Here is a 21,659-nt window from a genome sequence, read left to right as displayed (position 1 = left end):
ATGGCCTCAACTAAATTCAGTGTGTGCTCCCTTGCCCTGCTTGAATTGGGCTTGAGGCCAATTTCTTCTTTTCAAGATCAAAGCAATCTTGAAGCAGCCGGGGTATGCGGCGAGTTATGGGATCATTATGCAAGCTACCTTCTTTCAGTTTATCCTTGGCGCTTCAATATGCTTAAGCAACGGCTAGGACTTCTAGCCGATAAACCCATAAATGAGTGGAACTATTCGTTCCAACAACCGGTGGGGATGCTAAAGCTTCATGCAGCATTTGAATCTGACGCCCCCGGTTATCAATCTTATAAACGTTATGAGCTGTTTGAAGATAAAATATATTCTGATGTTAACAAGCTTTGGGTGGATTATCAGAAATACGTTGACCCTTCTAAATGGCCAATTTATTTTACTGAATTTGCGGTCATGGCGTTCGCTGCCAAATTGGCGCCTATCCTCACAGATAAACAAGATTTAGCAGCTGATAAGTATTATAGAGCTTGGGGCTCACCTCAAGATAATTTAAGAGGCGGACTGGTAGGACAAGCAATGGCTATCAACTCTAAGCAAGCACCTTCAGAACCCATTACAAGCTATCCCTTAATAGCAGCAAGGTTTAGCTAATGGTAAAAATTCGTCAAAATAGATTTACTGCTGGATGGTTAGAGCCAAAAGCTGTGGCCTTAAATGATTATGAGGCTTACCTAGCCGGCGCTGCTGAAATGACAAATGTGATTTGCTTACCGGAAGGTGGATTTAAATTAAGATATTCATTAGAGTATTTGAATAAGGTCCACAATAAAGTTGAACGTATTGCCGGAGGAACCCTTGTTATCACCACTCCAAATGGTGGTACAGGAGCAAATGCTAATGATGATAACCCTACGACATTTCTCACCACTACCACTGCCATTGGGACAAATAACCCCTATATTGTGGTTCGATACGATTTAGGAGTTCCAACAAACGTTGCTTTTGTTGATGTCGTATCCGCCACCCTGAGTGCCGGAACAGATGCAACAGAGTTTTTCATCCAAGGATCAGTAGACAATTCAACCTGGGTTAATATTGGATCTGCAATTTCCATATCCACTACAGCTAACACTCAACGTAGAAGAGTTAATGGAACTTACCGGTATTTCCGGTTTGTTAGAATTGGAACCACGGATCTAGCAGCCTCTACAGTTTCTATCGGAGAATTTAACGTCTGGAGGGAGTTAGCTGAGATCTCTCAAGATAGACAGATTCGATACAAATTCAATATCGGACAACGGTATGCCTTGTTGCTAACTGATAGGAATATAGCAGTTTATAGGAATGGTATCTTCCAGGCTGACATTAGGGCAACTGTAATTACTGAAGATAAATTAAGAACAATAAACTGGGCATTTGGTGGTGACAAAATCTTAATATGTCATGAAGATTTTGATGTTCAAGAAATAACTAGATTGGGTGCTGATGACAACTGGTCTGTCAATACATGGCAACCACAGAATATACCCTACTATGATTTTGTTCCGAGTAAGACTTTGCCGGCTACAACATTGACGCCAGACACAGTAATAGGGGTGGTAACTTTAACAGCTGGCGCTAATACTTTTACAGCCGCTGATGTAAATCAAATTATTGAAGGTAATGGTGGAAGAGCGCGAATTACAGCTTATACAAGTCCAACCGTTGTTCAAGCGATAACAGAGGTTCCCTTTTATAATGTCAATCCAATTACAGCAAACAATTGGAATATACAGCGTGGCTTTGAACCTATGTGGTCAGCAACGAGAGGTTATATTAGGAGCCTTGCCTTCTTTCAAGGCCGGTTGCTTATAGGTGGGATGCGTTCCCGACCTCGAACAATTGTAGGTTCTGTCCTGGGAGAATATTTAGATTTTGATAGAGGAGCTTTTAGAGATTCAGATGGATTTTACCGTGACCTCGACAATGAAGAGCCAATTGTCAATCTTCTAGCCCATAGATCACTGAACCTATTTACATCAGGGGGTGAGTCATCAGTGCTTCTTTCGAGAGGTGCTGCTCTTACTCCGGAGACTATTAGCTTCTTTCCTCAAACCGAAGTGGGTAGTGAATTTGGATTAAGGCCGGTCGTCTCTAATGGTGTAATCATGTTTGTCCAACGCGGTGGTAATAGCATCATCCAACTAGTGTTTGACGAAAATCAGCAAGCATTTACATCAAGCAATATCTCAATTCTAGCCTCGCATTTAATCAAACAGCCAGTTGATTTTGATATTAGACGCAGTACCAGTTCCGATGAAGCCGACATGCTGCTTATAGTTAATTCAGATGGAACACTAACAAATGGTGTCTTTATTAATGAAGAAAATGTCCGTGGATTCACTTTAACAACAACGGATGGATTGGTAACGTCTGTCTGTGCAGATGAAGAAGATATTTATGTGGTTGTTCAACGAACGATTAATGGTCAGCAAGTAAAGTACTTTGAAAGAGCCAATTATAATATTATGGGAGACTGCTCTGTTCGAAAGACAGTTGGTGGTCCTACCACTGTATTAACGGGGCTGGATCATCTGGAAGGACGAGTAGTAAACGTTTTTGCCGATGGGGCGTACCTGGAGGATAAAACGGTTGTTGGAGGTCAGATTACGACGGAAACGCCTGTAAATGAATACGCCGATATCGGACTGAATTTCATTCCAATAGTAAAGACCTTGCCCTTTGAAGCTCTCCAACTAGTAGGAGAAAAGATGGGAGAAAAGAAACGGATAACCAGCTGTTATGTTTGGTTCTATCAAACATCGGCAGCTGTCGTTAATAATGTCCCTGTCTCTTTTAGGGGATTCAATGATCAGCTTCTTGATCGACCGTTACCTGTCTTTACTGGAATTCATCGAATCGAAGGATTAAGAGGTTGGGATGCTTATGGGCAAGTTGTATTAACCCAAATAAAACCAACACCACTGATAGTATTAGCAATGAGAATGGAGGCTAGCGTCTAATGGCATTTAGTTTCTCAAATATATTTAGCACCAAGCAACAAGCCCTGGCGGATGATTCTATGGATCCTAATGGATATGGCAATAGATATGCCAAAGGATTGTCATTGCTTAATAGAGCAGGATCAATGGTTAACACCGGCATGGGCCTCTATGCCAATAGAGTAGCATCCTCCATGGCAGCGAATCGCCTTAATATGAGTGCAATGTGGCAACAGTTGCAAGCCAGCAACATTGAGACTAATGCAGCAGAGCAATCCAATGCGATCCGTAATGAACTCCTCAATAATATGGCTTCCACAAATGCTTTTTTCGCCGCTAGAGGATTTGATGTGAGCTCTGCAGAAGATGCAAACATTGTAAGCCGACGTCGAGCAGGGAATGACCTGTTAAATCTCCGCAGCCAATCAAAGTTGGATGCTATTGCAATGCGAGCAGCAGCCGCCCAAACTCGCAGCGATGCAAGCGTAGGCCGAGCTATGGGGCGTTTTGAGAGAGCAGGGATAGAGGGAGATTTATTTAAACAAGGTGTTAATTTTGTTAGTGGTTTAAGAGGATTGCTATAAATGGCAGATACATTGTATCAACAAAGAACGCTCGGATTAAGAGTACCTAATCTTCCTCAGAGCTATGCGCCAGAACAGTTAGCGGGTGCTGTGCAACAGAATGCCTTGAAGATGGCTAATGAGATGACAAGCACTGCGGATGAGATTTATAATGCTGACTTTGAAATTGCATCACGTCGCCTGATCTCTGAAATCTTTAGCAAAAACCCTAATAATCCTGATGCCCTCAGAAAAGGTTTTGATGCAGCCTTAAAGGGGCTAACTAAAGACACTTCCCCAGACCAGCAATTAGAATTGGGTATGCGCTTTGAAATGTTAGCCATGCCCCATATATCAAAGGCTGCTGAGAATAGAATATTTCTGAATAATGAGAAACTTAAGGAAGACAATCTAACATTAATCGATCTATCGCTTAATGACATGGAACATGCTGCTGCCGATATGCTAAGCAATAATGCTGTTACAGCCTTTGATGCATCTAGGAGGGTGCAGAATAGTATGCTCACCCTTCAGAAGAGCCTAAATATGGAAAATGAAGGCATGCCTCTATTTTCAGCAGAGAAAAAAGTACGGTTACAAAGGCAGGCTAAGCAGAGTCTCATGTTTGATGGTACTTTGAGGTGGCTTGAGCAACAACCCGATAAAGCCAAGGCATGGCAGGCGATCAAGGATGGGAAGAAAACCTTTAAACTTTATGATGCTCAAGGGAAATTAGAGACAGAACTAAAGCCTCTAACAGATATGAGTTTGCATAATTTTGATAAGATTGAAAGTTTTGTTGAATCCGCTACCGCGATAAGTAAGGAACAATTGCAGATTGCAGCGGGTATAGAAAAAATCGGGTCTGCTCTGAATGGGGACACTTATCTGGATCCTGAATCAGCCTTCGATAAGAAAGCTATAGATAATTATTTTGTTCAAAAAGTGATGCCAACTCTTGAAGGTATGGATCCTATCCATAGAGGACAAGCAATATCAGACTATGTGGATAAAGTGGGAATTCTCCCAGAAACAGTTAAATCCAATATTAGAGCGACAATAAGAGCGGGAACCCCTGAAGAGCAAGTTTATGCGGCCGAGCTTATAAGAACTATAGGGGATAATTCTTTTAAAGCTCTCGAGGATATCGGTGATAAATGGCAAACTTACGCTATGAATCTGTCCGATTTGACCAGAGGAGGGGTCTCCGCAGAGCAAGCAGTCAAAATGGTTGATATGTCTTTTGATCCTGCAGAAAAAACAGTCAGAGATAAAAGGATGAAGGAACTAAAGAATATTCCCTTTGATGCAGAATACATACTTAATGCTTTTTTTTCCGCCGATGCCCCCTTTAAGCTTATTGGTAAAAGCGCTCCTATTATTGATGTGCCAAATATCAAAGAAGGTATTATAGCCGACACAGAACGTTTTTTCCAAGAAGCCTATGTTTATACAGGCGATATAAATGTAGCAAAAGAAATGGCGAGGCAAAGAGCCAAATCAGTATTTGGTATAAGTCAGGTAACAGGACAAGCAAACGTTGTACGATATCCCCCAGAAAAGGCAGCAGCTTATAACATTCCGGGCCTGAAAGATCAATCCTGGATAAGGAGACAGCTATTAGAGGGTGTAAAAGCAGTAAAACCTGATCTAAATAATGAAGATATCTATATAACCACAGATAACCAGACCATTGCTGAATGGGAGAGTGGAAGACCCACCTATCCTATTTTATACAGAACAACCTCTGGTTCCTTTGACACGCTTAGGGATCAGAAAACAGGAGTTACTCTTCGGTTCGCCCCCGATACAGCTCCCGTCGTTAAGGCATTAAATGAAGACATTAAAAGAAAAGAACAAACCAGGATTAAGAATGCGGCCGAGGTTAAAGAATACCAAGAAGCCATGAGAGGATTCGTCTCTGAAGACTCTCCATATGCTGCAGGTGATTCGATTATTGGGGTAGCTTTAGGAACAGCTACAGGCGCAATTAAAGATAAAATTATTAAAGCTTCGGAGTTTGCCGCCAAGAAGAGGGCCGAAACTCCCAACCCCAACTACGAGGCAGTATTCAAAGATTTAAAACGGGGAGATCTTGATTAATGGTTAAAGCATTTTCTCCTAAACCTACTTTAAATTTTCCTGTATTTGGCCCTGAGAAGAATGATCGAATAGCGCAGGAGCAAGAGAGAAGAATTAATGTGCCCGGAGTCGGCAAAGTATTGCTTCCTTCAGCAGAAACAGCAATGTTTGGTAAACCTGGCGTGATTCAGGAGGTGAAGCAAGAGTCACCCACCTTTGGGAGCCTTATAAACGCAAACTTTTTCGGAGGCAATCCTCTAGGCTCCTTTATAGATGACGTTTATACAGCAACCGAAATACCTGATGAAATCACATTAAAACAGACACCTGACGACTTTAACCCTTTAGACGACATTATAGGATATGAAGAATATCAAGAGCGGCTAATAGAAGCTGAAACACCTTATCAACTAGCATTTATTAAAAGACGTATTGATAAGGAAAGAGAATATAGAAAGGTTCAGGAAGACGGTGGATGGTTGGATGTCGTAGCGGGGTTAGCGACAGGCATTGTTGACCCAATTAACTTAATTCCTTTTAGTACAGCAGCAAAGATATCCTTGAAGGCTGGGGAATCCTTTTTAAAAATGGGCGCCGCTACAGCAAGAGCAAATATCCTCAGCCTGTCTGCCTCTGAACTGTTGCTCCATTCTACACAAGAAACTCGAACGTTTGGAGAGTCTGCGGCAAACATAACTGCCGGTACGCTTCTATCAGGTGTACTAGGAGGGTCTATCGGGGGAATTAGCGCTTATAGGGCCAGCAATCGAACCTTCGGAGAACTAGCAAATGCATTGGAGAATGATTTAAAGATCCCGAAAGAGGGAGAAAATTACTTAGGGGGGGATAAGATCCTCATTACGAGCGAAGATTTAAGCAATGATACTAACATTTATAAGTCTCTCGGTGCTGCCGCTCCTAATAAGACAGATGCAAAGTTACGAAAAATCTTAGGGCAGGGATTTGCTGAAAAAGCGGCAGGGAACCCTGTTGTTAGAACAGCTACCAGCGAAAGCATAGAAACACGCCGTGTAGCCCAAGAATTGGTTGATACTGGGCTCCAATACCAAGATAATGCCCTAGGCATAGCTTCTCCTATGCCTGTGTCTACCATTGTTGAGCAGATGAAACGCGAGCGTTTAACTGTCCTATTCAATACAACATCTGATGCCTTTGCTAAGTATACCAAAAGAGAAGGGCCTCTTCCTGCTTCTGAGAGAACAGTAATAGTAGATGCTTATGGAATCGCAGCAAAAAATAACCTTCTTTCTTTAGAAGAATTTAAAGTTGAAGTTGCCAAAGCCTTACGAAGACACGGAAATCATCCTGTACAGGAAGTACGGGAAGCAGCGACTATCCTGAGGAAAGATGTACTAAATTATTTAAGGGACTACAGTATAGACGTAGGACTATTGGATGAAAAATATAGAAGAGATGACACAGATTATGTTCATCGGCTATATGACAAGGAGAAAATCGTCGCTCGACGAGAAGATTTCAAACGAGTAGTTCAAGACTGGCTTCGGGGAGATGCTGACCTTGCATTGGATGCAGCAGAACTTGGTGAAGTATCAGAACAAATTATTCAGAATATCCTAGGAGGGAATGCCGATAGAGTTCAATATTCAGGCATATTACTACAGACAAAGAAGCGTGGTCCGCTTAAAGAGCGTGTCTTTAACATTCCTGATCTAATGATCGAGGACTTTCTAGTTAATGATATTGAGGTCATCTTGAAGCGGTATATTAATACTATGGCGGCAGATGCCACAGTTCAATCAAAATTTGGAAGCCTTGATCTTAAAGATCAAATAGGAAAAATCCGAGAAGATTATCAAACGAAAATTAACAATATTAAAGTTAAAGATCCCAACGTCCCTCAGCGCCGCAGTGCCCTTTTAGAAGAGCTTGATAGAAACTATCAAGAACAAATAGCCTCAATTACAGAGCCTAAAGAACTCAAGCTTTTGCGGGATTCCTATACACAAGAAAGACAATTCATCGAACAGGCTACTCCGGCTGAAGTTCTATCAAGGCGTAATGCGATTAAAGTATTAGATCAAAGATTTCAAGAAGAGCAAAAAACTTTTCAAGAGAAGGTAGGGAAGCTCCCTGAACTTTCTGAAAAAACGAAAGACCGACAAGCAAAGATGGTTCGCGATTACCAAACATCTAGAAATTCTATTTTAGAGGCGAAACCTAAATCGGCAGCTATGCTTGAAAGAATTAAGGCAAGTCGGGACGCTGAACTCAACGCTTTACAATTATCGGATCCTAATTATGATATTCGAGCTATCGATATAAATAACAAATACGACAATATGATTAATCAGCTTGGCGTGACAGATAAGGATGGCCTCAAAAAAATAAAAGCTCTTGAGAAAGCACGGGACAAAGATATCTCCGATATTCAACTTATGGTTGCGCAAATTAGGGGAACCTTTAATCTTAATGCTTCGAGTATTCTAGATGCTTATTCTGGGGCTAAGTTGTTGAATTTTTTAAAAGCAGGGAACTATGCCCGGTTGCTTGGTGGACAAGGAATATCCTCGGCTTTTGATGTGGGAGGAATTGTTTTTGTACACGGTATTAAGAACACAATTGGAGATACCCTTATAGCTTTCGTGCGAAATTTTGGGACCCTTCTTAAAAAGTCTAAAGGTAGTATTTATCAGGAACGCCTTCAAGAAATAAAAGACTTAGCTGTCGTCAATGAAATGCTTTTAGGCACCAGAATTCAAGCTTTATCAGATGTAAGTTTATCCTATACATCAGGGGGCCTGGAAAAGGTTAGCCGCAAAATGACAAAAGCCACCACCTTTCTGAGTGGCATCAATTGGATTAACGATAAAACGAAGACTATGGCGGCTTACGTTGGGGCTGCTAAAATTCTCCGTGCTTCAGTTTCTAAATCTTTAAAGGATAAAGAAATAATTGCTCTCGCCTCTTACGGTATCGATAAAAGAATGCTCTCCCGTATAGGAGAACAATTTAAGAAATTCGGTAAGAAAGATAAAGGTGTCCTCGTGGCGGGTGTTTCAGGGTGGGCCGACAGAGAAGCAGCCGAAATCTTCAAGTTAGCTATATCCCGCCTGATCGATAATACAGTTATTACTCCTCGCTTAGAAAAACCCTTATTCTTTTCTACCCAGCTTGGCGGATTATTGGGTCAATTCAAATCCTGGGGATTTGCTGCCTATCAACGATACTTTCTAGCGGGGCTTCAAAGAAAGGATGCCGAAGTTGTCCAAGGTGTGGCATCAATGGTTGGCCTCGGGGTCTTGCAACAAGTTCTTCGAGATTACATCGATCATGGTGAAGTAAAAGAACGAGACGTTGAAGAGTGGATCACGACGGGAATCAACCGTTCGGGGGTTCTAGGCTACCTTAGTGATGCCACGAGTACGGCAAATAACTTTACGGGCGGTTTCATTGGTCGAGTGACAGGTCTGGAGAAAGAAGGACACTTCTATTCTGCACAGAAAGCCATTGAGTCGCTCAGTCCAACATTTGGTATAGCTGGTCATGGATTTGGTATTCTGTCTAATCTGCTTGATGGAGAAAAGAAATTAGATAGCCGAACCCTCTATTCTATCAGGCAACTTATACCGACTCAAAATGCGTTCATGGTTAGAAAGATCTGGGACTATGCCGAAGATCAACTGAGGGATTCCTTAGGCTTACAGTTACGTGGGCAAAAGAAGCAAAAGAAAACACTATATTAGGGGGAAGTAAATGAGCCTTACAGAGAATCCAAGATTTAATAGATATATAGCAGCGGGAGGAGAGGCTTCATATGCCTATACATTCCCTATCTATAACGAGAATGACATTCAAGTTGATCGGTTAAGAGGAACGACAGTTACTACTTTAATTCTGGGCGGAGGAAATGACTACACTGTAACAGGTGTTGGTAACCCTGATGGTGGGACAATCGTCTTCACAGCTCCTACTGTGGCAGGAGATATCTATGCCATATTTGGTATCAATGAGTATCGATCAGCTACTTACAACCAATTAGGTGATTTCTTCGCAGCCGATGTTAATACTGATATTGATAAATCTATTATGATTGGCCAGCAGAATCGACGAGATATCAGCCGATCTATACGTACACCTATGGTGGATCCTGCAGTCAATCTTGAATTACCCATTGTTTCGGAACGTGCAGGGAAATATATAACATTTGATGAAGATGGTAATATTGACCTCTCTTCATCAATCGGAATTGATACCAATCAAATTACATCTGTTGATGGAGACATAGTCATATGGGATGGCCCCAATGCTGATAAGGTAAAGAGTGCCGATCAAGCAGTACGAGTGCCTGCGGGAACGACAGCGCAACGTCCGGTTCCATTAGCCGGTATGATTCGATACAATACAACTTTAGCTCAGATTGAAGGGTATGACGGCGGCCAGTGGGTTAATCTGTTAACAACAGGGACGGGCGCCCCCATCAGTGCCACCTACATTGTGCAACAATCTGATGGTGTCCTTACAAATGAACAAGCTATGGCCGACCTTGTGACTGGTATTGTAAAGAACACGACAGGAACTGGGGTTCAGTCGATTGCGATCGAGGGTATAGATTACTATGAACCTGGCGGCACAAATGTCGCTATAGCTGATGGAGGAACAGGCGCCTCAACTGCTACTTTAGCTAGAACAAATCTAGGCTTAGAAATAGGAGTAAATGTTCAAGCCTATGATGAAACTTTACAAAGCCTGTCGGCTCTGGGCACAGCTGCGAACAAGATGCCCTATACCACCGGTGTCGCTACTTGGGCAGAAACAGATATTACAGCAGCAGGACGTGCACTTCTCGATGATAATAATTCGGCTGCTCAACGCACGACTCTCGGATTAACCATTGGAACAGATGTCCAAGCACAAAGTGCTAAGCTTACAAGCATTGCTGGACTTGCGACTACTGGTTTCTTAGTTGCCGATGCGACTACAGCAGCCTCTAGAGTATTAACGGCAGGGAGTGGTGTTGCTATCACAAATCCTAGTGGTGCAACAGGCAACCCCACATTTTCAGCGGACATAAATAGTTTAACAGCAGATGCTGCCCCTGATGGAGCGGCTGATTACGTTATGACCTATGATGCTTCTGCTGCAACGAATAAAAAAGTACTCCTTAATAACCTTCCAGGCGGGGGTGGCGGGGGAGGAGGCAAGGTACTCCAGGTAGTTACTGCAACAAAGACAGACACTGCGACTACAAGCAGCACAAACTTTACAGATATTTTAGGGTTATCTGTTACATTGCCCTCTTTGCAAAGTTCCGGTAGCCGAGTTCTAATATTAGTTACCTTAACTGTAGGAGGAGGAAATGCTATCCCTGCCATTCAGATTCTTCGAGGTTCGACCGCAGTAGGGATTGGAGATGCAGCAAGCTCAAGAGCTAGAGTAGGTACCTCGCAGTATGTTGCCGGCTCAGCACTCGCGGCTAATTTAGGGCTAACCTTTGTAGACAGTCCAGCAACTACTGCTTCAACAACTTATAAGGTTCAATGGAGAATAGTTTCGTCAACTGCCCAGCTGAATAGGTCGGGCGATGATACAGACTCTTCATCCTATTATCGCGGCATATCATCAATAACAGTAATGGAAATAGGAGCCTAACATGACAGATTATGCATTTATTCTTTCAAAAAATTATGGGGATAAACAGTGGTCTATTAACGGAGATGATTATGACGGCTTAATATGGCTTGATTCCTCAGAAAAACCAACCCAAGAAGAGTTAGACCAACAATACCTAACATATCAAAATACAATTGCTTATAGCCCCCTACGGCGCCAGACTTATACGGATAGAGGCTCCGATTATGATTCAATGATAGTAGCTTTGTGGGAATACATTATCGAGAATAGGCCAGAAGCAGCAAACGCTTTACAATCTATAAGATTGCAAGTTAAAGCGGATATTCCAAAACCAATTTAGGGGTAAGATTAATGGCAGACTTTGAAAAAGCTATTCCGTTTATCCTTAAGAACGAAGGCGGTTATGTTAACCATCCTAATGACCCAGGCGGAGCTACTAACTTTGGGATATCCTTAAGATTCCTTAGGAAGATAGGTTTAGATATTGATCAAGACGGAGATATCGATGCGGATGATATTAAATCATTAAATGGTGCAAGTTCCTCAGAGCTCTATAGGAAATACTTCTGGGAAGCTGCTAGTTACAGCATGATCGATAACCAAGCAATTGCAACTAAAGTATTTGATCTTGCCGTTAACATGGGAGCCTCTAGAGCTAATAAAATACTTCAGAAATCAGCCAATATAGCTTTACGCAATAATGCTTTAGCAATTGATGGGATCATTGGAAATAAGACTATTCAGTCAATCAACTCATTAAATAATAAATTGCTAGAAGATTTAATTTGCCAGGCCGCTGCTCAGTATTATTCAGAGTTGGCAAATAAAAATCCTAAGTTAGAAATCTTCTTAACTGGATGGTTAAAGCGAGCAAATAAAAGATATGGAGGGTTAGATGATTGATTATATTAAGAACCAATTCAAAGATATTAGTACGTGGAAAGGCATGGTTGCCTTAGGGGCAGCTATTATTATGTATTTCACCCCCGATGAAATAGACAACATTATAATTATGGCATTAGGGACATTAGGAATCACTGACATATTTGTGATGAATAAAAAATAATGATTGAAATAATAATGACCTTATTATTTCTAGTGCTTATAGCTGGGTGGCTTATTGTTAAGCTGTCCAGCTCCCTCGGTTACAAAACAAGGGCTAATCAAGACTTGGAAGGAGCAATAGATATTGAAAAAAAGAGAAAAGAAATTGCCTCTAGGCCTCCTGCTAGTGCTGACACTCTGCTCAGCAGGATGCGCGCAGAAGCTAGTGACGAGTAATTGTCCAACCTTTCCTATGCCAAATAAGCAGGTAGCAGATGAATTAGAAGCTAACTGCTATCCCCAAACAAAATGCCCTGCTACCTGGCAATGGGTCGATAGACTATATGTATTAAAAGATAGTTCTGTAATAAATATAGAAAAAGTCGGAGAAAACGGCCTTTAAGCTGTCTATTGTATAGTATCTTTGTTGAGAATCATTTTTTAGATAAGAAATTAATATTAGCCTTAAATCTATTTCTAATTTAGGTTAATTTTAACTTTATTTTAACGAAGACATTTGTTTCATTTTGTATAAGTTAAGAATAATTTCTCTAAAAATAATTAGGAAGCATTATGTTTTCTCTCCTTAACTTGCTCAGTAAGTTTAAAAAGATTTCTGTTCATTATTGTATTATAATATCCCTCACACTTCTATCTTCTCTTCCTAGCGGGGCAATGGATACTCTCAGTGGCTCAACAGATGCCTCTTCTGAATCGAAAGAGGAAGATTATTTTGAATTGGTGAAGGAGAGTGAAGATGAGTTACTCAGTAGAGGTTATAAAATATTCTATGAAAATAAAAACTCCCAATCAAATCAAAAACTTGCTTCGTTTTATAAGAGAGACACTGATATCATAAATGTTACAGGATACTCAGCAATAAAACGAATATGCCTTTTAGAAAAAGTAATAAAATTTTCACTCTCAAATAGTCCAAAGTGGCAAAATGATATCAAAATTAAATTACTTTTATGGACACCAAACGAGTATATTTACACATTATGCTTGAATCCAAAGAGCGGTAAGCAGAAAGGTAATGGGGTGATATGGGGGGTAAAGGAATATTCTGAAACTGAAAGCAATGGAGAAACATACCAAGAAATTTATCAATATTTAAAAATACAAGCAAAAAGGATTAAAGAATCTCTTATCACACAAAAAAAATCTGGAGAACCCATAAAATTTAGGTACGATCAAAAAAATGAGCGATATGTGAATGGATTTAATTTACTTTTAGACTTTGAAGTCGCTAGACGGAGAATCGGTGGAGACCCATTTTATAAAACTCCGTTACTATTATGTATTTATTATTTATTAGATAATCTTGATAATAATGAAATTTTAGACAAATGTTTACGTGGCGGGAATTATCTTTTTTTTGGGACTGAGAGGGAAGACTTTATACGCAAGCTATTACCTGGAATTCGTGACCGTTATAACCTTAGAGACTCTGAATCAATTAAGACGTTTCTTATAACTAATTTCAGTAGCTGTAGGCCTCAAACAACTACAACTATGCCCTCGCCAGTACAGGCAAGTAATGTATCAAGTGATAGTGACGCTGATAGGTCTAAATCAGAAGGAGCATCAAGCGATACTGATTCAGGATCAGGGGAATCAGTCGATAGCGACTTGGGCAGATCTGAATCAGAAAATGAATCAAATAATACTGGTTCAGAAACAGATGGATCATCTTCTGAGGGGGAAAAGAAGTATGCTCAGGGAAAAAGGAGCACTAAATCAAAAGTTGTGATATTAGAAGAGGAAGACTCTTCGTCTAATAGGGGAAAAAAGAATAGGAAAAAGCAGGAAAGCAAATCAAGTACAGATGATGGAGAAGAGGAAGTAGAGGAATCAGAAACTACCGAGGGCTCGTCTTCTGATGGAAAAGAGAAGACTGTAAGGGAAAAAAGGGGAACTAAACCTAGTAACGCTCGGGCAAGCAAACCAAACATAAGTGAGGATAACTTAAAGATAAAAAACAATCTCCTTCAAGAAATAGAAAAAATAAAACGCCTCGAGGAGGAAAATCAGAAAAGGAACACAACCGCTAAGGAAAATAAAAAAGGTAAGTAGACCAAGGAACGGAAAACAGACTCAAAATCTAGTAGCATTGATTCCGAAAGCTCTTAATCAAAAAATAATGAATCAGCATTAAATCCTTAAAGGCTCAGATGAGTATAACGAATATTAGAAATTAACTGGCCACGTTTTCTTCTGTTCTTTAGGTATATATAGAGAAACTCTAAAAGCATAAGTTTTACCTTATTATTAGTTAATGGTTATACGTGGCTTGCGGATAATAGTGTTATCTTTAAAGAACTGCTCTATATCACTTACTCGGTAGCGTATGAAGCGGCCAATTTTTATAAAAGGGAGGCCATTTTGTTTATTTGCTCTCCATTTAGCTAAGGTTACAGTTGATATTCCAAGATAGGAAGAAGCTTCTTTAGAATTAAGAAATTTTTCTTGCATATAAATACTCATTTATTGGCCTACTTATATATAAATTATATAAAATTATCCAATATATTCCAACAACTTATATAATACATATGCTTTAACTTTTCTGTAATCCAACCAGAAAACAGAAAAGTTCTCCAAGTTTATCCTCTCAACCTCGCACTTTCCCATATTATAAAAAAATGCCCGATACACTGTAAAACAGAAAAGTCTTTTAATCTAAGAACAAGCCCTCAAATTTTGCTGAGGATAGCTTTGTATAGATGACCGTATTGTTAATGTTAGAATGACCAAGGTAATCTTGAATGGTCCTTGTATCTATACCTTCGTTAGCTAGTTTGTAGCCCGTGGAATGACGTAACATATGAGGGTGGATTGACTGTATGGTTAAGTTCGCCTTCTTACCGAGCATAGCGATCATCTTTTGAAAAGCCGCTGTGTTAAACTTAGTTCCACGATTGGTCATAAACACATATGGTGCACCTTGGATGCGTTTTTCCCATAGCTTCTTGAGTAAACGTATTTCCTGATCGCGTATCGGATGAACAGAATCTATGCCCCCTTTTTGGCGCGTTACATGCATACGCCTTGTTTCAAAATCAATCTGTGACCATTTAATATTTGAGGCTTCAGCAGCTCGCAGTCCATGCCTATAAGAAAGTAAAACTAAAGCTTGGTCTCTAAGTTTGTTAGGACCGTCAGCTGCTTTTATTAACGCATCAATCTCGTGCTCATAAAGGTATTCACGTGGCCTTTTTTCCTTATGCTTTAGCCGTAATATGTCTAAGGGTACTGGGCAGGGCATAGCTTACCCCTTAACAAGAGTAAGATGATCTCTACTGCGTGGCTTTGATAGAGAAGGGGGAATAGGCTTGTGTGCAGCTTGTTCTAGCGAGCGGAGGAACATGTAGTGATAATAGAAGCAAGCGAAAGTGTTATGGTCCTTCTTCATATTGTTAGGAAGGCCAATCTTATCTACATTTTCTGTCCATAGTCTATGGAATTCCATCAGCGACATATCTATGTCTACGCTATGAGTATGTTGTACTAAACCTTTTACTCTTTCTAAGAGTTCAATAAATTCTTGATTATCCATGTCCGGCCTTATGCTATACATTATCAGCTATTATATATTTAAGTGTATTATGATATACCATAATATCTTTAAGCGTACTATAACTCTTGACAAGGAAGATGGGAAGTTCTATATACTAAATTGTAGGCACAATGTAGCTACAAGGAGAGTAAAATGAGAACAGAAACTGTTAGAACACGGGTTGATCCTGAAGTAAAAGAGCGAGCTACAATATTGTTTAAGAAACTTGGCTTGTCTATGAGTGATGCCTTGAACTTATTTTTGCATCAATCTATTTGTGAAGAACGTATACCCTTCGAAATCAAACTTCCTAATGCAGAAACTATTGAAGCAATAAAGGCTGCGCAGCGGGGGGAAGTTAGGGAAACGAGCATAGAAGAAATAAGAAAGATGTGGGATGAAGCACAAGAAGATAATTCTGACAAATAATTTTGAAAAAGATATAAGAAAAATTGCGAAATCAGGAAGATATAACTTAAATGATTTAGAAGTTGTATTAAATTTTCTTAAAGAAGGTATGGAGCTGCCAAAAAAATATAGAGATCACGTTCTTTTTGGAGAATGGGACGGATATAGGGAATGCCATATTCGGCCTGATTGGCTACTAATTTATGCAATTACAGCTCATGAAATCATTCTCATTCGTACTGGATCACATAGTAAATTATTTGGGTAATTGAATGAATAATAATCTAGAGAGGATAAATTCTTATGCATATAGTCGAGATAAATAAAATACAAGTAAGCTTAAAGAAAATTATTTTATGGGCTGTAATATGTTTTCCGCTAAATTTTCAGAGCACTATATTTGCTAATGAAATAGAGGTTCTAACCACATTGGATGAGCATAGAAAAATCCTAGAGTCAAGTTTACAAGCAGCACAAGAGAGAGTAATTATAGTTTCTCCTTATATATCAAAGTGGGCAATTACTGAGGACAAAATTGTAGATTTGGTAAAAAGAAAACACGAAGAGAAGGTTAAAGTTACAATTTATACAGATTGTAGACTGGATCGTTATCTAAAAACTGATAATTTAAAGTATATTGCAAAAGATGGGAGGGAACTTTTAAGAAAAGCGTATATTAATTTAAGAATTCTAAATAAGGTTCATGCTAAAGTTTTAATTAAAGACGACGACATGATAGTGATTGGCTCCTTTAATTGGTTATCTGCAGCTCGAAATCTGCATAGCGATCATTCAAATTTAGAGCAATCAATAGTTGTTCGTGGCTTACAAGCAGCAGGATTAATCGCAACTTCTTTAGCAGGGTTGGAAACTTTAGAAGAGGTAGAAACACCTTATAGTGAGGCTTTAGACAAGAATGAAGACGATCAAGAAGGTGATATTCTTGATAAAGTTCTTGCTATTAGCAATGGTGCCGAACATTTATCTCACGAGGAACAAGAGAAAATGACTTATGCGCTGAGAAATATAGCTAATTCATCAGAAGAATCTGAGTCTGATAGTGAAAAAGAATCTGAGTCTGATAGTGAAAAAGAATCTGAGTCTGATAGTGAAAAAGAATCTGAGTCTGATAGTGAAAAAGAATCTGAGTCTGATAGTGAAAAAGAATCTGAGTCTGATAGTGAATTGAAAATTTTTACAGAGCATTATTCAGAAAAGATAGGACGCCGTAGAATTAAAAAAGCACTAAAAGAGAATAACGACCTGTGGTGATATCAATTGCTTGAGCCAATTCATCCAGAATAAATTTAATTATCAGTGTGAGAGGAACCAAGAAGAGTAAGAGGGGCGCCAGATCTGGTAAGGCGCCCTTTTTCATTATACTAGGAGAATGGATTAAATGTATATTGGATACTATATTTTTAAAACAGGAATGTTTTATTCATTCTAATATATCTTTTATATACTTAGAATGGTATGTCATCATTGAAAAAATCATTTGATGATTTTGGCATAGGTTTTGTTATATTTCTCAATGGGTTAACTTTAGGATCAAATTGCACAAGTTCTTCTAGGGGACGCTGAGGCACATTGTAAGAATTGTTGCTTGGCATTGAGGTTAGAGTCTTTTGAATAGGGTGAGGGAAGGGGGCGCTCTCAAAATCTGTGCTAACTGTCGCTGCGCGTTCCCCTAACAACACTAAATGCTTACAAATAATCTCTGTAAATTTGTGCTTTACACCATTCTTTTCATACTCACTAGTCCGAAGACTTCCCTCAACATAGATCTTTGACCCTTTCTTAACATATTGCATGCAAGTGTGGGCCAGCTGATCATAAAACTTTAGATTATGCCAAGTGGTATATTCTTTCTTCTGACCAGTTGTTTTGTCTTTCCATGACTCAGTAGTTGCTAAGGATATACGAACGTAGGTGGAACCATTAGCAGTCTCTTTTAGCTCAAGGTCTTGGCCGACATTTCCAATGAGAGTTACTTTGTTTAGGCTAGACAATTTTTCCCCCATGTAAGTTGATCAATTTTAATTAAGGTACGTTCAAATAAGTTAAGCTGATCAATAGTATTAAGCGTACTCACTGGATCTTCTGTGACCAATAACCATTTATGGAAAATTCCGACGATGCTCTGGTTGAGTTTTTTATTGCGAGCAGGTATGGTAATCATTACTGAATCCTGGGTTTCTTTTCTATTTACTAAAACTTTAACAACAGTATTATTGATTCTTTTGTCTTTACGCTCATCTGATATCTCTATCTTCCAATATTTGGTATTGTAACTAGCCATCAATTAAACCCTTGAATATTTCTTTTGAAGTGCTTCAGCGCGCGCCTGCTTTTCCCTAGCTATGCGGTCAATCGTTGGCTTAAGGTTAAGTAGAATACCAGTTGCTAATCCTCCAATACCAGCCGCTAAAGCTAAAGTTTTTCTTACATGCTCAGGAAATGTATCTATGACACTTGCTCCTGCAAGTGCAGCTGTTGCATAAGCAATAATGCTACCACTTATATCAAGTAGATTTCCTGAAATTCTACAACAGAACGCCCCTTTAGCACTACAGGCTTCTTCTGCTAATTCAACTTCGCGCAGGCTACCAATTCTGCCATTATGTGAAGGAATTTCTTCATAAGAATGCGATGATAGTGTTAGCATCAAAATTGGAATGAATATTTTCATGGTACCTCCTCCTTTAAGGTACCACGATACCATATGAATTTTAATTATATTTTATGAATTATTGTTATTTTTTAAGAATTTTTCTTTGATCTGTCGCGCTAAAGATTCGCATTGAGACCGTACAAAATCGACGTTTCTATACTGTCGTTCTTGAATAATAAGTTTTGATATACCAGGGCAAAAATCATTAAGATGAGCACAATCAAATCCAATAATATATGAATCCTGATAAACCTCTCCATAAGTTAATCCACCATGAACTTCTAAGTCTAAATCATTATAATCTTCACTTCCAGGCAAGGCTGACAATGGAGCATAGACATAGCCGCAAAGTGTTCCATAATAATAATGCCTGAAAATAACACATTTTAAGCCAGTTTCTCTATCAATCCAAAGGATACAATTAGGTTCATTGTGCCACTCTCCGGCGGGCCAACCAACTTTATCCACTAAATAATAGGTAAATGCTTCTTTATCCGGTGACCATCCTTGAAATTCTAAAAACTCATATAGATCGTCGGTTAATTTAGAGACCGCTTTAATATTTTCTCCATAAACTGCCAGACCCTTTAAACTAAATTTACATTTATAACCGAAAGGATCTATTTTTTCTGATATATCCACACTAATCATAATGCTGCCACTCCGGTTGATTTCTAATAACAATGTGGGCAATTTTTTTATCTGCAAAGTATAATTCTAAGGGAACCCATCCAATGCTTCGGCTGAGATTGTTTATATCTTTTAAAGAATTAATATCTACTACAATGAAATTTTGTGCGATTCTGGATTCATTTATTTCAAATCCTAACTGTTGATATGGTTCTAAGGCCTCTTTAGAATGAATTGGGTAATGTAATCCTAGGCTAATTCTCATGATGCTACCTTTTCTTTAATTGTTTCTTCTTGTGGTTTCGTATTTTCAATTTGCTCTAAAATGCTTTCTGCGGCTTCCTTTGTAAGGTGGAAAGGGGTTACCGTTTCAGGGATGACCGCATCAACTATTTTATAGTCCATTGCTTCTTCCCGGGTGATGAGACCGCGAAGAGCATCAGCAAATACATCTCGTAAGCCAAAGCCTCGGGCACGCATCTGTAACATACGCTTTGGATACTGAGACCAGGGGCCTTGTCTTCCGAGAAGACCAGCTTTCTTTGCCATATCTACGGAGAATTCAGAACGATGCGGTTCATGGTTAGCACGTTTGATCAGACAAACTGCCGTAACATTTCCTTTGTCATCTTCTTCGATGAACTCTTTAATCCATTCATAGTCATGATGTTGTTGTACAACGGCAAGGGCTGCATCACCCCAGAGCGTCGGACGTCCGTTAATCACTGCGATATTTTGTAAGGATTGTAGAGGCGGTAGCCCAAGTTCAGCACCCCATTGGATAGCTACAAGAATGTCCTCAGGTTTGCCCCTGAACTGTGTAGGAACAAAAGTACTGTTGCTGATAAGCCGAGCGTATTGGACGGCCTCTGTTAACGTGGTAGGGACTAGGCTAAATGGTTTTAAGTTACTCATTACTATCTCCTGCATAGATTGTTTCTAAAAGGCTTAAAGCTGCCCTAGCGTAAACGTCATGGTTAAGTCCTCTCACTGTGCCATTCTCGTTTCGAAAAAATAGGTCTGTATCTACCATTTTCATAAGAGTCTTATCGAATTCATAGGGTGTCATCTTGATGTCCTCGTGATTGATAATTAGTTTCATTTTAAAATAAACCTCTTTGTTTCTTTTGTTTCTGTATACTGCTCAACTAAGCTCGGATGCTCTTCCTTTAACCGAGCGGTATTAACCCGTTGAGAAGTATAATTTTTCCACGTGACAAGCTCTTTTCCATTGGGGGCTAGTAATAGGTCTGAATCACCTAATAGCCCGCAAATCTTATCTCTTAATTCATCTTCAACTTTGCATAAATTCTTGATCATCTCTTGGGTTTGCTTAAGCTTATTAATCAGTTGGGCAGAATCTTCATCGGCTACGAGCACATGGGATGGTAGAGCTTCTAAACAGATTTTCTCGTATCCTTGTTGCAGGTAAGCATCTCGCCTTGCTTCCCGTTCATTATCAAGAATTTGGACCCTTCGCTCGGTAGCTTGGATAATATCCTCAACAGTTAAAGATCTCGGCTGGGGTATTGGCATCGGCTTATGTTCTGGTTTGTACATCTTCAATCCTCCTCGTTATATTTATTAGGCAACGCGGATTGCTGGCGAGTCAATTGTATCAAGCAAGTTGCTTGCTTCTTGGGAAGCTGGGCGGCTAGAAATTATCTTTTCCGTAGCTCGAATACGATACATATCCTCATAGATATCTCCGTTAAAATCGAGTTCGCCCCATGCCTCCACAGTGTAGACAAGGCCATCTTTTTCATACTCATAGGTAAACTCTAATTCCGCAGCATAGAACTCGTTATTTTCATCCAGTTGATATTCTAGATATTGCCCCCAGGCGCAACCTGAGTGACAGGAAATAGAAGCCTTTTTAACAACCATAGAGTCAACCCTATCGTCGTAGACAGATTCAAACATATCCGCCATTGTTAATGCATCCTCGTTCCAGAAGTTTACCTGGGCGGCGCTACAAATCATTGTCGATGCTTGTGTGATGTAATTCATTATGTTGCTCCTTTGATACCATTGTATATATACATGTTATAAACCATGTTATAACATGTCAACAACAATTTATTCTTTATTGCTATTTTTTTTATGTGCGCTTATATATGTGTTATAGAAACTAAGTATAT

At 39.6% G+C, this 21,659-nt stretch carries 25 protein-coding genes; 14 read left to right on the top strand and 11 right to left on the bottom strand.

All coding sequences use genetic code 11. The features are described 5' to 3' along the window. The 11 genes from ID47_RS02760 (at window position 1) to ID47_RS02715 (ending at window position 14,323) form a co-directional block, all read left to right on the top strand. Entirely contained in the window at window positions 1–615 is a 615-nt protein-coding gene (locus ID47_RS02760) for a phage connector family protein (RefSeq protein ID WP_038463577.1), read from the top strand. Next, complete coding sequence (locus tag ID47_RS02755) at window positions 615–2,966, top strand: hypothetical protein (protein WP_038463574.1); 2,352 nt, start codon at window positions 615–617, stop codon at window positions 2,964–2,966. Before ID47_RS02760 ends, ID47_RS02755 begins: the two co-directional genes overlap by 1 nt. Continuing rightward, window positions 2,966–3,529 (top strand): hypothetical protein, encoded by a 564-nt coding sequence (locus tag ID47_RS02750; RefSeq protein WP_038463571.1) that lies wholly within the window; start codon window positions 2,966–2,968, stop codon window positions 3,527–3,529. Before ID47_RS02755 ends, ID47_RS02750 begins: the two co-directional genes overlap by 1 nt. Beyond that, window positions 3,530–5,611, top strand: a complete 2,082-nt coding sequence (locus tag ID47_RS02745) for a hypothetical protein (RefSeq protein ID WP_038463569.1) — start codon at window positions 3,530–3,532, stop codon at window positions 5,609–5,611. Next, window positions 5,611–9,315 (top strand): SF-assemblin family protein, encoded by a 3,705-nt coding sequence (locus ID47_RS02740; protein WP_038463566.1) that lies wholly within the window; start codon window positions 5,611–5,613, stop codon window positions 9,313–9,315. The genes ID47_RS02745 and ID47_RS02740 overlap by 1 nt, the downstream gene beginning before the upstream one ends. A gap of 10 nt (window positions 9,316–9,325) precedes the next feature. Beyond that, window positions 9,326–11,221: a hypothetical protein gene (locus ID47_RS11590; protein WP_051908481.1), complete on the top strand. Its 1,896-nt coding sequence runs from the start codon at window positions 9,326–9,328 to the stop codon at window positions 11,219–11,221. 1 nt (window position 11,222) lies between these two features. Next, window positions 11,223–11,543, top strand: coding sequence for a hypothetical protein (locus tag ID47_RS02730; protein WP_038463564.1), 321 nt, complete (start codon window positions 11,223–11,225; stop codon window positions 11,541–11,543). An 11-nt stretch (window positions 11,544–11,554) separates the two neighbouring features. Beyond that, window positions 11,555–12,106, top strand: a complete 552-nt coding sequence (locus ID47_RS02725; protein WP_038463562.1) for a glycoside hydrolase family 108 protein — start codon at window positions 11,555–11,557, stop codon at window positions 12,104–12,106. Then, window positions 12,099–12,269 carry a hypothetical protein gene (locus ID47_RS12780; protein ID WP_156956620.1) on the top strand — a complete coding sequence of 57 codons (171 nt, stop codon included), beginning with the start codon at window positions 12,099–12,101 and terminating at the stop codon, window positions 12,267–12,269. The genes ID47_RS02725 and ID47_RS12780 overlap by 8 nt, the downstream gene beginning before the upstream one ends. Before the next feature lie 123 nt (window positions 12,270–12,392). Next, on the top strand, window positions 12,393–12,650 hold the full coding sequence (locus ID47_RS13410; RefSeq protein WP_232223258.1) for a hypothetical protein: 258 nt from the start codon (window positions 12,393–12,395) through the stop codon (window positions 12,648–12,650). A gap of 170 nt (window positions 12,651–12,820) precedes the next feature. Further along, the gene (locus ID47_RS02715) at window positions 12,821–14,323 is read left to right on the top strand and encodes a hypothetical protein (protein WP_038463556.1); all 1,503 of its coding nucleotides are present in this window, start codon (window positions 12,821–12,823) and stop codon (window positions 14,321–14,323) included. 195 nt (window positions 14,324–14,518) lie between these two features. Here ID47_RS02715 and ID47_RS02710 read toward each other — a convergent pair whose 3' ends face one another. Further along, entirely contained in the window at window positions 14,519–14,734 is a 216-nt protein-coding gene (locus ID47_RS02710) for a helix-turn-helix domain-containing protein (RefSeq protein WP_038463553.1), read from the bottom strand. A 190-nt stretch (window positions 14,735–14,924) separates the two neighbouring features. After that, on the bottom strand, window positions 14,925–15,515 hold the full coding sequence (locus tag ID47_RS02705) for a tyrosine-type recombinase/integrase (protein ID WP_038463548.1): 591 nt from the start codon (window positions 15,513–15,515) through the stop codon (window positions 14,925–14,927). A gap of 444 nt (window positions 15,516–15,959) precedes the next feature. Here ID47_RS02705 and ID47_RS02695 point away from each other — a divergent pair, with 444 nt between their 5' ends. From ID47_RS02695 to ID47_RS02685, 3 genes are read left to right on the top strand one after another with little or no spacing between them, the layout of a single operon-like run. Continuing rightward, window positions 15,960–16,235, top strand: coding sequence for a type II toxin-antitoxin system RelB/DinJ family antitoxin (locus tag ID47_RS02695; protein WP_038463543.1), 276 nt, complete (start codon window positions 15,960–15,962; stop codon window positions 16,233–16,235). Further along, window positions 16,204–16,482 (top strand): type II toxin-antitoxin system YafQ family toxin, encoded by a 279-nt coding sequence (locus ID47_RS02690; RefSeq protein ID WP_038463540.1) that lies wholly within the window; start codon window positions 16,204–16,206, stop codon window positions 16,480–16,482. Before ID47_RS02695 ends, ID47_RS02690 begins: the two co-directional genes overlap by 32 nt. 35 nt (window positions 16,483–16,517) lie before the next feature. Next, window positions 16,518–17,486, top strand: coding sequence for a phospholipase D-like domain-containing protein (locus ID47_RS02685; RefSeq protein ID WP_038463538.1), 969 nt, complete (start codon window positions 16,518–16,520; stop codon window positions 17,484–17,486). 194 nt (window positions 17,487–17,680) lie between these two features. Here ID47_RS02685 and ID47_RS11585 read toward each other — a convergent pair whose 3' ends face one another. Genes ID47_RS11585 through ID47_RS02640 form a run of 9 tightly spaced genes read right to left on the bottom strand, consistent with a single transcriptional unit; the run spans window position 17,681 to window position 21,528 of the window. Beyond that, complete coding sequence (locus ID47_RS11585; RefSeq protein WP_051908476.1) at window positions 17,681–18,226, bottom strand: single-stranded DNA-binding protein; 546 nt, start codon at window positions 18,224–18,226, stop codon at window positions 17,681–17,683. Then, window positions 18,214–18,516 carry a hypothetical protein gene (locus ID47_RS02675; RefSeq protein ID WP_038463536.1) on the bottom strand — a complete coding sequence of 101 codons (303 nt, stop codon included), beginning with the start codon at window positions 18,514–18,516 and terminating at the stop codon, window positions 18,214–18,216. Before ID47_RS02675 ends, ID47_RS11585 begins: the two co-directional genes overlap by 13 nt. Before the next feature lie 3 nt (window positions 18,517–18,519). After that, entirely contained in the window at window positions 18,520–18,906 is a 387-nt protein-coding gene (locus ID47_RS02670) for a hypothetical protein (RefSeq protein ID WP_038463534.1), read from the bottom strand. Between the two features lie 51 nt (window positions 18,907–18,957). Then, a complete protein-coding gene (locus ID47_RS02665; protein ID WP_038463532.1) occupies window positions 18,958–19,539 on the bottom strand; it encodes a hypothetical protein in 582 nt (193 codons plus the stop codon). Then, on the bottom strand, window positions 19,532–19,783 hold the full coding sequence (locus ID47_RS02660) for a hypothetical protein (RefSeq protein ID WP_038463530.1): 252 nt from the start codon (window positions 19,781–19,783) through the stop codon (window positions 19,532–19,534). Before ID47_RS02660 ends, ID47_RS02665 begins: the two co-directional genes overlap by 8 nt. Continuing rightward, complete coding sequence (locus tag ID47_RS02655) at window positions 19,780–20,433, bottom strand: hypothetical protein (RefSeq protein WP_051908474.1); 654 nt, start codon at window positions 20,431–20,433, stop codon at window positions 19,780–19,782. Before ID47_RS02655 ends, ID47_RS02660 begins: the two co-directional genes overlap by 4 nt. Beyond that, the gene (locus ID47_RS02650) at window positions 20,426–20,620 is read right to left on the bottom strand and encodes a hypothetical protein (RefSeq protein WP_038463528.1); all 195 of its coding nucleotides are present in this window, start codon (window positions 20,618–20,620) and stop codon (window positions 20,426–20,428) included. Before ID47_RS02650 ends, ID47_RS02655 begins: the two co-directional genes overlap by 8 nt. Then, a complete protein-coding gene (locus ID47_RS02645; protein ID WP_038463526.1) occupies window positions 20,617–21,078 on the bottom strand; it encodes a hypothetical protein in 462 nt (153 codons plus the stop codon). The genes ID47_RS02650 and ID47_RS02645 overlap by 4 nt, the downstream gene beginning before the upstream one ends. 24 nt (window positions 21,079–21,102) lie before the next feature. Beyond that, on the bottom strand, window positions 21,103–21,528 hold the full coding sequence (locus ID47_RS02640; RefSeq protein ID WP_038463524.1) for a hypothetical protein: 426 nt from the start codon (window positions 21,526–21,528) through the stop codon (window positions 21,103–21,105). Window positions 21,529–21,659: the final 131 nt, after the last annotated feature.

The organism is Candidatus Paracaedibacter acanthamoebae, assembly GCF_000742835.1.
Classification (GTDB): domain Bacteria; phylum Pseudomonadota; class Alphaproteobacteria; order Paracaedibacterales; family Paracaedibacteraceae; genus Paracaedibacter; species Paracaedibacter acanthamoebae.
Note: the sequence above shows the minus strand (reverse complement) of the source record. Positions and strands in the feature narration are given on the sequence as shown.